Source organism: Streptomyces hygroscopicus subsp. hygroscopicus (assembly GCF_001553455.1).
Taxonomy (GTDB): Bacteria; Actinomycetota; Actinomycetes; order Streptomycetales; family Streptomycetaceae; genus Streptomyces; species Streptomyces hygroscopicus.
The window spans coordinates 1-13,332 of sequence record NZ_BBOX01000152.1; the positions used below are offsets into that span (position 1 = coordinate 1).

General features: G+C 73.3%; 10 protein-coding genes. 6 read left to right on the plus strand and 4 right to left on the minus strand.

What is annotated here, in order from left to right; translation table 11 throughout:
* Positions 1-223: 223 nt before the first annotated feature.
* The gene (locus tag AXW62_RS17315; RefSeq protein ID WP_060945321.1) at positions 224-1,078 is read left to right on the plus strand and encodes a caspase family protein; all 855 of its coding nucleotides are present in this window, start codon (positions 224-226) and stop codon (positions 1,076-1,078) included.
* 101 nt (positions 1,079-1,179) lie between these two features.
* The gene (locus tag AXW62_RS17320) at positions 1,180-3,294 is read left to right on the plus strand and encodes a SpoIIE family protein phosphatase (RefSeq protein WP_060945322.1); all 2,115 of its coding nucleotides are present in this window, start codon (positions 1,180-1,182) and stop codon (positions 3,292-3,294) included.
* Between the two features lie 95 nt (positions 3,295-3,389).
* Here AXW62_RS17320 and ligD read toward each other — a convergent pair whose 3' ends face one another.
* On the minus strand, positions 3,390-4,394 hold the full coding sequence (gene ligD / locus AXW62_RS17325; protein ID WP_060945323.1) for a non-homologous end-joining DNA ligase: 1,005 nt from the start codon (positions 4,392-4,394) through the stop codon (positions 3,390-3,392).
* A 230-nt stretch (positions 4,395-4,624) separates the two neighbouring features.
* Here ligD and AXW62_RS17330 point away from each other — a divergent pair, with 230 nt between their 5' ends.
* Positions 4,625-5,695, plus strand: coding sequence for an ATP-dependent DNA ligase (locus AXW62_RS17330; protein WP_060945324.1), 1,071 nt, complete (start codon positions 4,625-4,627; stop codon positions 5,693-5,695).
* Between the two features lie 378 nt (positions 5,696-6,073).
* Here AXW62_RS17330 and AXW62_RS17335 read toward each other — a convergent pair whose 3' ends face one another.
* Together AXW62_RS17335 and AXW62_RS17340 are read right to left on the minus strand one after the other, a co-directional pair.
* A complete protein-coding gene (locus AXW62_RS17335; RefSeq protein WP_060945325.1) occupies positions 6,074-6,742 on the minus strand; it encodes a dienelactone hydrolase family protein in 669 nt (222 codons plus the stop codon).
* A 41-nt stretch (positions 6,743-6,783) separates the two neighbouring features.
* Positions 6,784-7,569, minus strand: coding sequence for a sigma-70 family RNA polymerase sigma factor (locus tag AXW62_RS17340; protein WP_030828930.1), 786 nt, complete (start codon positions 7,567-7,569; stop codon positions 6,784-6,786).
* 161 nt (positions 7,570-7,730) lie between these two features.
* On the opposite strand from AXW62_RS17340, the gene AXW62_RS17345 reads away from it, so the two are divergent.
* Positions 7,731-8,330: an HhH-GPD-type base excision DNA repair protein gene (locus AXW62_RS17345; protein ID WP_060945326.1), complete on the plus strand. Its 600-nt coding sequence runs from the start codon at positions 7,731-7,733 to the stop codon at positions 8,328-8,330.
* 187 nt (positions 8,331-8,517) lie between these two features.
* Here the strand turns inward: AXW62_RS17345 and AXW62_RS17350 are convergent, their stop codons facing one another.
* The gene (locus AXW62_RS17350) at positions 8,518-9,489 is read right to left on the minus strand and encodes an alpha/beta hydrolase (protein WP_060945327.1); all 972 of its coding nucleotides are present in this window, start codon (positions 9,487-9,489) and stop codon (positions 8,518-8,520) included.
* A 722-nt stretch (positions 9,490-10,211) separates the two neighbouring features.
* Between AXW62_RS17350 and AXW62_RS17355 the strand changes: the two genes are divergently transcribed.
* Positions 10,212-11,981, plus strand: a complete 1,770-nt coding sequence (locus AXW62_RS17355; RefSeq protein ID WP_252368633.1) for an ABC transporter transmembrane domain-containing protein — start codon at positions 10,212-10,214, stop codon at positions 11,979-11,981.
* Positions 11,978-13,332, plus strand: a 1,355-nt coding sequence (locus AXW62_RS17360; protein WP_252368634.1) for an ABC transporter transmembrane domain-containing protein, incomplete at its 3' end; no start/stop codon positions are given. The genes AXW62_RS17355 and AXW62_RS17360, both read left to right, overlap by 4 nt.

A 13,332-nucleotide genomic window follows, 5' to 3' on the forward strand; every position in this document is an offset into this window, starting at 1 on the left:
CGGGAGTGCATGTACGGGCGGGGCCGGAGGGACACACGTACGGGCGGGGCCGGAGGGGCAAGGGGCGTGTGGGGCGCCTCCTCTCGGGGCGGGACGCCTCTTCCGGGCGGGACACCTCCTCCGGATGGGGCCGGAGAACAGGGCGTGGCGTGGCGGGGCACCCCATCATCGCTTAGTGACGCGTGTGGTGAGCCGCCGCCCGTCCTCGACCCAAGGAGCCCCCATGGCAACCGGCCTCTCCGTCCATATCGGACTCAACCAGGTCGATCCCGCCGCGTACGACGGCTGGAGCGGGGAGCTGGGCGCCGGTGAGCAGGACGCCGTGGACATGGCCCGCCTCGCCGACGCCGCGGGGTTCGACGTGACCGATCCGCTGCTGAGCGCGGCCGCCACCGCCGAGACGGTCACCGCCACCCTGGAGGCCGCCGCCGGGCGGCTGGCCGAGGGGGACATCCTCTTCCTCAGCTATGCGGGCCACGGCGGTCAGGTGCCCGACCTCAACCACGACGAGACCGGCGACCGCCTCGACGAGACCTGGGTGCTCTACGACCGGCAGCTGGTCGATGACGAGCTGTTCGAGCTCTTCGGGAAGTTCGCCAAGGGGGTGCGGATCTGGTTGCTGTCCGACAGCTGCCACAGCGGCACCGTGGCCGGGCGGCTGCCCGAGACGCTCAGCGCCCAGGAGCTCGACCGCCGTTTCCGCACCGCCGAGCCCGAGGAGGTGGGCCGCAGGATCCGGGCCATGCCCCAGTCGGTGCAGTCCGCCGTCTACCGGCGCGACCGCGACGCCTACGACCGGATCCAGAACACCCGCACCGCCAAGGACCTCACCAGGATCGACGCCAGCGTGCTGAAGATCTCCGGCTGCCAGGACAACCAGACCTCCGCCGACGGGATCGTCAACGGCCTGTTCACCGGCACGCTGCTGGAGGTCTGGCGGGACGGCGCCTTCGCGGGCAGCTACCGTGGACTGCACCGGGAGGTCGTCAAGCGGATGCCACCCGACCAGACGCCCGACTTCGTCCAGGCGGGCGTGGCGAACCCGGCCTTCGTCCGGCAGCGGCCCTTCACCATCTGATCCGGGAACCCCGGCCGTGTCCGCCCGGCGCACGCGTGTGCGGTGGCCCGCCGCGCGAGGTATGACAGAAGGAGGGCACGGCGAGCCGGTGAGGTGCCGGTATGACAACGCATGACCGTGTTGACCAGGAGAGCGAGACGGGCGACGGCAGGCTGGCGGCCGGCCCGGGAGGGGTGCTCGATCTGCTGCGGGTCGCCGCCGTGGTGCTGGACGCCGACGGGCGGATCGCCCTGTGGAGCCCGGAGGCCGAGCAGCTGTTCGGATACCGGGCGGCCGAGGCGCTGGGGCGCCGCGCGGACAAGCTGCTGGTCCACCCGCGGGACCGGCGGGCGGCCGTGGACCTCTTCGCGCGGGTACGGGCGGGCGACACCTGGGCCGGTGTCTTCCCGGTCCGCCGCCCGGACGGCACCACCCTGAAGGTGGAGTTCCGCACCATGGGCCTGCGCGATGTGCACGGCGACGTCTACGCGCTCGGGCTGGCCGCCGACGAGGGGACCGTACGACGGCTGGAGACCGATCTGGCCGTATCCGGGTTCCTGATCAGACAGTCGCCCGTGGGGCTCGCGGTGTTCGACACCGAGCTGCGCTGGCTGCGCGCCAACCCGGCCCTGCAGCAGATGAACGCCGTGACCGAGGCCCAGGTGCGCGGCCACCGCATCGGGGAAGTGCTGCCGGGGCTCGACAGCGAGGCCATCGAGGGCGCGATGCGGCAGGTGCTGGAGTCCGGTGAACCGCTGCTGGACCAGCAGAGCATCGGCCGGTCCCCCGCCGACCCGGACCACGACCACGCCTGGTCGGAGTCGTACTACCGGCTGGAGGACCCCAGTGGCCGGATCCTGGGCATCGCCGTCTCGGTCATGGACATCTCCCGGCGCCACCGGGAGGCCAGCGAGGTCGCCGAGGCACGGGAGCGGCTGGCAGTGATCGCCGACGCGAGCGTCCGCATCGGCACCACGCTGGATCTGCGGCAGACCGCCCAGGAGCTGGCCGATGTGACCGTGCCCCGGCTCGCCGACCTGGCGGCCGTCGATGTCCTGGACTCCGTGGTGCACCGCGAGGCCACGCCCCGGGTGTGGACCGACGGCTCGGCCCGGTTCCGGGCGCTCGCCGTCGCCGCCGGCTATCCCACCGGCGCCGTCCACGCGGCGGACCCGGTCGGTGAGATCGCCCGTTACGACCCCACCCGGGTGATCACCCAGTGCGTCCGCGACGCCCGGCCGGTGCTGCTGCCGTACGTGACCGAGCAGGACGTACGGCGGATCGCGCGGGACGACGCCGCCGCCGAGGTGCTGATGCGCGAGGGCGTCCACTCCTACATCGCCGCCCCGCTGACCGCCCGGGGCACTGTGCTCGGCACCCTCAGCCTGCATCGCACCCTCAACCCCAAGCCCTTCGACGAGGAGGACCTCACCCTCGCCTGCGAACTGGCCATCCGCGCCGCCATGTGCATCGACAACGCCCGGCTCTACGCCCGCGAACGCGACGCCGCGCTCACCCTCCAGCGCAGTCTGCTCTCCCAGCAGCCACGCGACCTGGAGAGCATGGAGATCGCCTCCCGGTATCTGCCCGCGGTCAGCGCCGCCGGCGGCGACTGGTTCGATGTGCTGCCCCTTCCGGACGGCAGGGTCGGCCTCGTGGTCGGCGACGTCATGGGCAAGGGCATCCACGCCGCGGCGATCATGGGTCAGCTGCGCACCGCCACCCGGGCCTTCTCCCGGCTCGGTCTGCCCCCGGCCACGCTGCTGTGCCACCTCGACGAGATCACGCCCAGCCTGGGGGAGTCCATCGCCACCTGTCTGTACGCGGTCTGCGATCCGCGCACCGGGCGGTGCGAGATCTCCACAGCCGGCCATCTGCCCCCGGTGCTGGTGCAGCCGGGCGGCAGCGCCGAACTCATCGACCTCCCCACCGGCGCGCCGCTCGGCGTCGGCGGTGTCCCCTTCGCCTCGGTCGAGCGGGAACTGGCCGAAGGCGCGCTGCTGGCCCTGTTCACCGACGGTCTGGTGGAAAAACGCCATCAGCCGCTCGATGTGGGGCTGCGCACCCTGGTCCAGCTGCTGCGGCGGCACCAGGGCCCGCTGGAGCGGATCTGCGACCACGTGCTGGCCGCGCTGCACGGCGCGCCCGACGACGATGTGGCCCTGCTGCTGGCCCGGCTGTGCCGCCCCCGCCCGCCGGAGAGGTCCGTGCTCCCGGCGGATCAGGACCGGTCCTGATGGATCAGCGCGCCCGGCGCCTTAAGGTGCCGGGGTGGTGCGCAACGCCGGTGCCGGGCCATGGCGCGATGCTCGCAGACGCGCCGATCCGGCCATCACTTCTTGGCCCGGCTCGGCTGCACCCGCTTCGGCTCGCCCTTCATCTTCGGATGCTCCGGCGGATAGGGGAGGTCGCCCAGACCGTGCTCGCGCTCGTCCCGCGCGGCCAGCTCCAGCGCGGCCTCCAGGCGGAAGGCGTGCCCGTCCATGTCCGCGTGCACATCGCCCTGCTCGCGGAAGCGCACCGGCATGGTGGCCAGGTCGAAGTCGCGCGGCCGGGCGTCGGGCACCTCCTCCCAGCGCAGCGGCGCGGAGACCGGGGCATGGGGGCGGGGGCGTACCGAGTAGGCGCTGGCGATGGTGCGGTCCCGGGCGGTCTGGTTGTAGTCCACGAAGATCTTCCGGCCGCGCTCCTCCTTCCACCACGCGGTGGTCACCCGCTCCGGCGCCCGCCGCTCCAGCTCCCGCGCGATGGCGATCGCGGACCGCCGCACCTGGGTGAAGGTCCACTCCGGCGCGATCGGCACGAAGACGTGCAGCCCCCGGCCGCCCGAGGTCTTGGGCCACCCGCGCAGCCCCAGCTCGTCCAGCACCTCGCGCAGCTCTCCCGCGGCCCGTACCGCGTCGTCGTAGTCGGTGCCCGGCTGGGGGTCGAGGTCGATCCGCAGCTCGTCGGGGTGTTCGGTGTCCCCGCGCCGCACCGGCCACGGATGGAAGGTCAGACATCCCAGATTGGCCGCCCAGATGACGGCCGCCGGTTCGGTGGGACAGATCTCGTCCGCGTGCCGCCCGCTGGGGAAGGAGATACGGCCGGTCGGAATCCACTCCGGGAGGTTCTTCGGCGCCCGCTTCTGGAAGAACGACTCCCCGCCGACCCCGTCCGGGTAGCGCTCCAGTGTCGTCGGCCGGTCCCGCAGCGCCCGCAGCGCGCCCTCGCCGACGGCCAGGTAGTAGCGGGCGAGGTCGAGCTTGGTGAATCCCCGCTCCGGGAAGTACACCTTCCCGGGGTTGGTCACCCGCACCGTGCGCCCGCCGACCGCGAGCTCCACCGACTCTGCCATACGGCCACGCTAGGCCCGCCCGCCCCGGGCCGCCTCCCGGCGCACACGCGCGGCCCGTGACCGGTACGGCGCGCGGCGGGTGGGCGGACCGGTGACGGGCACGGCTCGCGGCGGGTGACGGACAGGGCTCGCGGCGGGTGCGCGGACCGTTGACGGATACGGCTCGCGGCGGGTGACGGGCAGGGCTCGCGACGGGCGCGCGGCGCGCCACGGGCGCACAATCGGACATCATGGACCTTCCGGTGATGCCCCCCGTCGAGCCGATGCTGGCCAAGGCCGTGGCCAGGATCCCGCCCGGGATGCGCTACGAGGGCAAATGGGACGGCTTCCGGGCCATCGTCTTCCGTGACGGGGACGAGATCGAGATCAGCAGCCGCAGCACCAAGCCGCTCACCCGCTACTTCCCCGAGCTGGCCGGGGCGCTGCTCACCAACCTCCCGCCGCGCTGCGTCCTGGACGGCGAGATCGTCATCGTGCGCGGCGGACGGCTGGACTTCGACGCCCTCCTGGAGCGGATCCACCCCGCCGACTCCCGGGTGCGGCTCCTGGCGAAGAACACCCCGGCGAGCTTCGTCGCCTTCGACCTCCTCGCCCTCGGCGACGCCTCGCTGATGGGCACCCCGCTGAGCGAGCGCCGCGAGGCGCTGACCGGGGCGCTGCGCGACGCCGGCGACCCGGTGCACATCGCCCCCTGTACCGACGACCTCGACCTGGCCCGGCAGTGGTTCGAGCGGTACGAGGGGGCGGGACTCGACGGGATCGTGGCCAAGCGCCCGGACCTCGGCTACCGGCCCGGTGAGCGCGTGATGGTCAAGGTCAAGCACGAGCGCACCGCCGACTGCGCGGTGGCCGGATACCGGACGCACAAGTCCGGCCAGGGCATCGGCTCCCTGCTGCTCGGCCTGTACGACGACACCGGCCGCCTCCAGCACGTGGGCGTCTGCGCCGCCTTCTCCATGCGCCGCCGCCAGGAGCTGATGGCCGAGCTGGAGCCGCTGCGCATGGCGACCGTCGAGGGCCACCCCTGGGCCGACTGGGCGCGCGAGGAGGCACACGCCCAGGGCCGGATGCCGGGCGGACCCAGCCGCTGGACCGGGGTCAAGGACCTGTCGTGGGTGCCGCTGCGCCCGGAGCGGGTGTGCGAGGTGGCCTACGACCACATGCAGGGCGACCGCTTCCGGCACACCGCCCGCTTCCGGCGCTGGCGACCGGACCGGGAACCCCGGCAGTGCACCTACGAACAGCTGGAGGAGCCGATCTCCTACGACCTGCGCCAGGTGCTGGGTTTGGACGGTGCGTGAGAGCCGGGGACGCGGGCTGGGGCGCCTGAGCCGGGGGTGGTGAGTGAGCCGGGGGCGTGTGGGTCGGGTTGCTCGTGCCTGAGCTGGGGTGCCGGTTGGGCTGAGGTGCTTGTGGTCGAGCGGGGTCGCGGTGCGTGGGTCGGGGTGCTCGTGGTTGAGCGGGGGTGCGCGAGCCGGGGGTGGGTGCTCGTGCCGGTGGGGTGCTCGTGCCTGAGCTGGGCTACGGATCGGGCTGGGGTGCCGATTGAGCCGAGGTGCTCGGGCCTGAGCCGGGTGCCTGACACGGGACGCTCGTGCCCCGGGCTCCCGGCGGCCGGCGGGCGTCGGGCGTGCCCCGGGCTCCCGGCGGGCGTCGGGGCGTCCGCCGGGGCCGGGCGCTCACCGCTTGGCGCCCCGGGCCGGGCGCTTGGCCATCCGGACGAACCAGTCGCGCGCCGCCTCGGCGGCCTGCTCCAGGGCCCCGGGTTCCTCGAACAGATGGCTCGCCCCGGGGACCACATGGATCTCCTGCGGGGCGGCGAGCATGGCGGCCGCCTGCTGGTTGAGCCGCAGCACCTCGTGGTCGTCACCGCCCACGATGAGCAGCACCGGCGCCCGCACCCGGTTCAGCGCCCCGCCCGCGAGGTCGGGCCGACCGCCGCGGGAGACCACCGACGCCACCCGCTCCGGCTGCTCCGCCGCGGCCGTCAGCGCCGCGGCCGCGCCCGTGCTGGCGCCGAACAGCCCCACCGGCAGCCCCGCCGTGGCCGGGTGCCCGCCCAGCCAGTTCACCGCGGCCACCAGCCGCCGACCCAGCAGCGGGATGTCGAAGCGCAGCTCGGCGGTGATCGCGTCCACCCGCTCCTCGGCCTCGGTGAGCAGATCGAACAGCAGGGTGGCCAGATCCGCGTCCTGGAGCACCCGGGCCACCGCGCGATTGCGCGGGCTGTGCCGGGAGCTGCCGCTGCCGTGGGCGAACGCGACGACGCCGATGGGCTGATCCGGAAGGGCCAGATCGCCCACGAGCATGGCGTCGTCCGCGGCGATACGGGCGGTCTCCGAGCGCATTGGCCACCTCCTGCCGGGGGTTGCGCGAGCTGGTGCCGGTGCTACGTATGGGCCATGAGCCCTTGCCGCAGCTCGCTGTAGAGCCGGGAGAGCCTGCGGGATATGTGCATCTGCGAGAAGCCCAGGATCTCGCCGATCTGGCTCTGCGAGAGCCCGGCGAAGAACCTCAGATACAGGACGTAGCGGTCCTGCTCCGACAGCTCCGCGATCAGCACCCGCAGCGCCTCGCGGTTGACGACGCGTTCGATCGCGGCGTCGTCCGCGCCCACCGTCTCGGCGAGCAGCCGTTCCTCGGCGCCCTGGACCGCGGCGTTGAGCGAGAGCGGGGTGCAGGAGGCGCTGGCCTCCAGGCCGGCCTTCACATCCTCCTGGGGCATCCCGGTGCGGACACAGATCTCGGTGACGGTGGGGGCGCGCCCGCCGAGTTCCTGCTCCAGCGCGTCGCGTGCGGAGCGGGTGCGGGAGCGGACCTCCTGGATGTTGCGCGGGATGTGCAGCGTCCACAGATAGTCGCGGAAGTGGCGCTTGAGCTCACCGGTGATGACGGGGATCGCGTAGGAGGGGAAGGCGTGTCCGAGATCGGGGTTGTAGCGGTCGACGGCCTTCACCAGGGCCAGCGAGGCGACCTGGGTGAGGTCCTCCATGTTCTCGCCCTTGTTGCGGAAGCGCAGCGCCAGGCGTTTGGCGACGGGCAGCCAGGCGCAGATGATCGCCTCGCGCAGCGCGTCGCGTTCGGGCCCGGACGGGAGCCGGGACAGACGCAGGAAGGCACCGCCGGTGTCGGGAGTGTCGTCATGGCGTCGTTGGCGAGTCGCGGTTGCTGACATGGTCACTCGCCTCCGTGGTCCGATGTCACGGCGGTCGCCACCAGATTCGCATGAGCCCTCACACCTCGCAATTCGGCCATATTGATGACTGTTTGCTTGCCTTTGAGGTGTATGAGACTTTAAAGCGGTTCGCCCAGGTCGTGGCCGGGTATGCAGAGGGGATGAACGCACGCCTTCGTCTCGCCCAGCAGCCCGAGGCGGACGCCCTGCTCGAGCGCGACCCACTGGCCCTGATGACCGGGATGCTGCTCGACCAGCAGGTGCCCATGGAGTGGGCGTTCTCCGGGCCGTACACCATCGCGCGGCGTCTGGGCCGGGAGGAACTGGACGCCCATGAGATCGCCGCCCACGACCCCGAGGGGTTCGCCGCACTGCTGTCGGAGAAGCCCGCCGTGCACCGCTACCCGGGCGCGATGGCGGGGCGCGTCCAGCAGTTGTGCCGGTATCTCGTCGAGCACTACGACGGTGACCCGACCGCCCTGTGGCGCGATGTCACGTCCGGTGGTCAACTGCTCCAGCGGCTGAACGAACTGCCCGGTTTCGGGAAGCAGAAGGCGCAGATCTTCCTCGCGCTGCTCGGCAAGCGGATGGGGGTGCGGCCCAGGGGCTGGCGCGAGGCCGCGGGGGTCTACGGCGAGGAGGGGGCGTATCGCTCGGTGGCCGACATCACCGGGCCCGAGTCGCTGGACCAGGTCCGGGCCCACAAGCAGCAGCTCAAGCAGCAGGCCAGACAGGCGAAGCAGGCCAAGCGGGCCGAGTAGGTCAAGCACACTATGGGCGGCGCCGGAAGCTGGGCGGGGGCTCTCAGGAGCCGCCCGGCGGAGATGGCCCAGCCGCCCGGTGGGACGCGCGGCCCGGCAGGGAGGCGTTCAAGGGGGAGACGTCCGGCGGGGAGACGTTCGGCGGGGAGGCGTCCGGCGGGGTACTGCTCGGCGGGGAGGCGCCGGGTCAGGAGGAGGTGCCCAGCGCGTCTCGCAGGGTGGCCACGGCCAGGGTGAGCGCGGCCTGCGCAGCCCGGGTGTCGCGGAGCGCGTCGAGCATCAGGAAGTCATGGATGATCCCCTGCATCCGCAGGGCGGTGACCGGTACCCCGGCCTTCCGCAGCTTCGCCGCGTACGCCTCGCCCTCGTCGCGCAGCACATCCGCCTCGCCGGTGATGACGAGGGCGGGCGGCACCCCGGTGAGCTGGTCGGGGCTGGCACGCAGCGGGGAGGCGGTGATCTCGGAGCGCTGCGCCGGGTCGGTGGTGTACTGGTCCCAGAACCACTTCATGCCCTCGCGGGTGAGGAAGTAGCCCTCGGCGAACTGCTCGTACGAGCCGGTGTCGAAGCTCGCGTCGGTCACCGGGTAGAAGAGCACCTGCTGCACCAGCGACAGATCGCCGCGCTCCTTGGCGAGCAGGGTGAGGGCGGTGGCCATGTTGCCGCCCACCGAATCCCCGGCCACCGCGATCCGGGAGGCGTCGAGTCCCGCCCCCTCGCCGTGGGCCACGATCCACTGGCCCACGGCGTAACTCTGCTCCAGCGCCACCGGGTAGCGGGCCTCGGGGGAGAGGTCGTACTCGGGGAAGACCACGGCGGCGCCGACCCGGACCGCCAGCTCCCGGACCAGTCGGTCATGGGTGTGGGCGTTGCCGAACACCCAGCCCGCGCCGTGGATGTAGAGGATCACCGGAAGGGTGCCGACGGCCCGGGGCGGACGGACGATCCGTGCCTTGACGCCGCCCGCCGGAATGCCGCCGACGCTGATCCACTCCTCGTCCACCTCCGGTTTGGGCACCTCACCGGACTGCACCTCGTCGACCGTGCGACGGCCCTCCGCGGGCGTCATCTGGTACAGGTACGGCGGTTTGGCGGTGGCCTCGGCGAATGCGGCGGCGGCGGGCTCGAGGACGGGACGGACCGGAGCGGTGGTGGACATCTGGTTCTCCTTTTCCGCTCCGACGGTCTCACCCCGGCCGCCGCGGCACCCACCGCTGTTACGCCACCCGGGCGCCCCCCGGCCTCGGTGTCCCCGGCGAGGGGAACAGGCCAGACGGCGTCGGGTCGGACGGCGTCGGGTCAGATGGCATCAGGTCAGGGGCCCCGGGGCCGGTGACGGGTCCGGGACCGGATCGGGGCCCGGCGGCTTGGGCACCGGGTCGGGGGACGGTCCCGGCGTGGGCCCGGGGGTGGGGTTCGGCGGCGGCTCCGGCGGCGGGGTGGGGATCGGGTCCGGTGGCGGGCCCGGGGGCGGTCCCGGCACGGGGCCCGGTGCGGGGCCCGGTTCCGGGCCACCGGGACCGGGCGACGGGGTGGGGGACGGCGGCCCGGGTTCTCGCTGCGTCGGGTGGGTGGGGGTCGGGTCGGTGTGCCGTGCCACGGTGTCCTCCAATGCTGTACGACGGGTGGCCACGTCCTCTCCGGGGCGGGTGCCCCGGTCCCCCGGGATGTACGCATGGCCTCAAGGCCGCACGCGGGGCGGCGGGGGAGGCGGGCGAGGCGGGCGAAAACTACTCCGTCCCGCGGAAGCGGCGTCGCTAGCATCACGTCGCCATGCGACGTTTTCCTGATCCGGATCCCGGAAATCCAGACCATCGCTCACCGACATCCTATCTGTTATGTCTTGCCGTATATCAGCGTCATGCGATATTCGCCGGTGCCTTGTACGGAATTATTCACGTACTGGCCCAGGCCCTGATCCCGGCCGCCGTCGGCAAGGCCATCGACGCCGGAATCATCGCCGGTGACCAGCGGGCACTCCTGCTGTGGGGCGGTGCGGTGGTGGCCCTCGGGGTGATTCAGGCCGCCGCCGGAATTCTGCGCGACCGCGCCGCCCTCACCACCCGGCTGGGCGCCGCCTACCGCACCGCACAACACATCACCCGGCAGGCCGCCCGGCTGGGTGCGGCATTGCCGAAACGGGTGGCCAAAGGCGAGATCGTGAATGCCGGAGTGGCCGATATCGGCCGACTCGGGGAAGCGCTCGCCGAAACCGCCCGGGGCAGCGGCGCCGTCGTCGCCATCGCCGTGGTCGCGGCCATCCTGCTGGACACCTCCTGGCAACTGGGGCTGCTGGTGCTGCTGGGGGTGCCGCTCATGGTGGGGGCGGTGTCCCTGCTGATCCGCCCGCTGCACCGGCGCCAGCAGCGGCTGCGTGAGCAGCAGGCCGAGCTGACCGGCCGTGCCGTCGACATCGTCAGCGGACTGCGGGTGCTGCGCGGCGTCGGCGGTGAGGAGGTGTTCGCCCACCGCTATCGGGCCGACTCCCAGCGGGTGCGCGCCGCCGGGGTGGCGGTGGCCCGGGTGGAGGCCCTGTTCGAGGCCGCCAAGGTGCTGTTGCCGGGGCTGCTGACCACCGCCGTCGTCTGGTTGGGCGCGCACTATGTGGCGACCGGGCGGATGGGCGCGGGACAGCTCGTCGCCTTCTACGGCTACGCCGTCTACCTGGCTGATCCGCTGCGCCGACTCACCGCCGCGGCCGGCCGGCTCACCCAGGGGCATGTGGCCGCGCGCCGGATCACGGCCTTCCTCGCGCTGCGGCCCGAGTTCGCCACCGGCGCCGCCGACCCGGTTGGGTGCGGGGGCCCCGGTTCGCTCGACCGTCCCGTTCCGCATGAGGGCCCTGCCTCGCTCGCTCGTCCGGTTCCGTATGAGGGTCCCGGTTCGCTCGCTCGTCCGGTTCGGTATGAGGGTCACGCCCCGTTCGCCGACCCCGCTGCGTACGAGGGTCACGCCCCGTTCGCCCGCCCCGTTCCGTACGAGAGCCCCGCCCCGCTCGCCGACCCCGCCTCCGGGCTGACCGTGGCGCCGGGCCGGTTCACCGCCGTGGCCTGCGCGTCCCCCGCCGACGCCGCGGTCCTCGCCGCGCGGCTGGGCCGCTACACCGACTCCGCCGCCACCCTCGGGGACACCCCGCTCGGTGATCTGCCGCCGGACGAGGTGCGCCGCCGCATCCTCGTCGCCGACAACGACGACCACCTCTTCGCCGGGCCGCTGCGCGAGGAGCTCCGCGGCCGGGGTGACGACACCGAACTGGAACGGGCCATTGACGCCGCCTGCGCGCGGGACATCGTCGAGGCGCTCCCGGACGGGTTCGACGACCTCGTCGCCGAGTCCGGGCGCAACTTCTCCGGAGGTCAGCGGCAGCGGCTGCGCCTGGTGCGCGCCCTCATGGCCGACCCGGAGGTGCTGATCCTCGTCGAGCCCACCAGCGCGGTCGACGCCCACACCGAGGCCCGGATCGCCCGCGGGGTGAGCGCCCTGCGCACGGGACGCACCACGCTGGTCTTCACCACCAGCCCCGTGGTGCTCGACCGGGCGGACCACGTCGTCTACGTGGATGCCGCGAAGGCCGTCGCCCAGGGCTCGCACGGCGAACTGCTCACCGACGTCCGCTACCGGGCGGTCGTGGCGCGGGAGGAGGCGGCATGACCACCACCCCGTTGCCCGTCGCTCCCGCCCGCGACACCCGCGCCTACGCCCGCCGGCTGGCGCTGCGCCATCCCCGCGAGCTCACCGCCGTGCTCGGCCTGTACGCGCTCGCCGCGGGCTGCGGACTGGCGGGCCCCGGGCTGCTGGGCGAGCTGGTGGGGGACACCCACGACGGAGACGGTGTCATCGCCCGGACGGCGCTGCTGATCTGCGTGTTCGTCATCGCCCAGGCGCTGTTGACTCACGCCGCCGCCTACGCCACGGCACGGCTGGGCGAGAAGGTCCTGGCCGAGCTGCGCGAACGGTTCGTCGGCGATGTGCTCGCCCTGCCGCTCGCCACCGTGGAACGGGCCGGTGCGGGCGACCTGGTCACCCGCACCACCCGGGACGTGGAGGTACTCGCGGGCTGTGTGCGCCGCGCTGTCCCCACGGCCGTCACCGCCCTGGTCGCCATCGCCGTCACCCTCGGCGCCCTGGTCGTGGTGGGCCCGCTGCTGGCCTTCCCCTGTCTGATCGCGGTCCCGGTCCTGTGGGCCGCGGGCCGGTGGTTCTTCGGCCGGTCGCGTGCGGCGTTCCTGGACCAGAGCGCCTCCTACGCACGGATCACGGAGGGCCTCACCGAGACCGTGGAGGGAGCCCGCACCGTCGAGGCGCTGCGCCTGGCCGAGCGGCGCGCGGAGCGTACGGACCAGGACATCGCCGGGTCCTATGCGGCCGAGCGCCGGACGATCGGGCTGCTCACGGTCTTCCTGCCGATCATCGACACCGCCTACGTGCTGCCGGTGGCCGCGACCCTGGTCGTCGGTGGCCTCTTCGCGCTCCACGGCATGGTCTCGCTCGGCGCGGTCACCGCGGCCACCCTCTACGTCCAGCAGCTGCTGGGCCCGGTGGACGCCCTGCTGTACTCCCTGGGCGACCTCCAGGCCGGAGCCGCGTCACTGGCCCGGCTGCGGGGCGTCCACCGCGCCCCCGGCCGCGGCGGCGGGACGCCGTGCGCGCCGGTTGCGCCGTGCGCGCCACCTGCGCCGTCTGTGCCGTCCGCGTCGCCTGCGGTCTCGGCGGCCTCCGCGCCGTCTGCGGCCTCGGCGCTGACCGCTTCGTCCGCGCCCACCGCTTCGTCCGCGCCCACTGCTCCGTCCGCGCCCACTGCTCCGTCCGCACCCGCTGCTCCGTCCGCACCCGCTGCGCCCGCGCCCCGGCACCGTGGGCTGGTGGTGCGCGATGTGCGCTATGCCTATCGGGACGGCCGGGACGTGCTGCGCGGGATCGACCTGGAGATCGAGCCGGGGGAGCGGCTGGCGGTCGTCGGACCGTCGGGTGCGGGCAAGTCCACCCTCGGCCGACTGCTCGC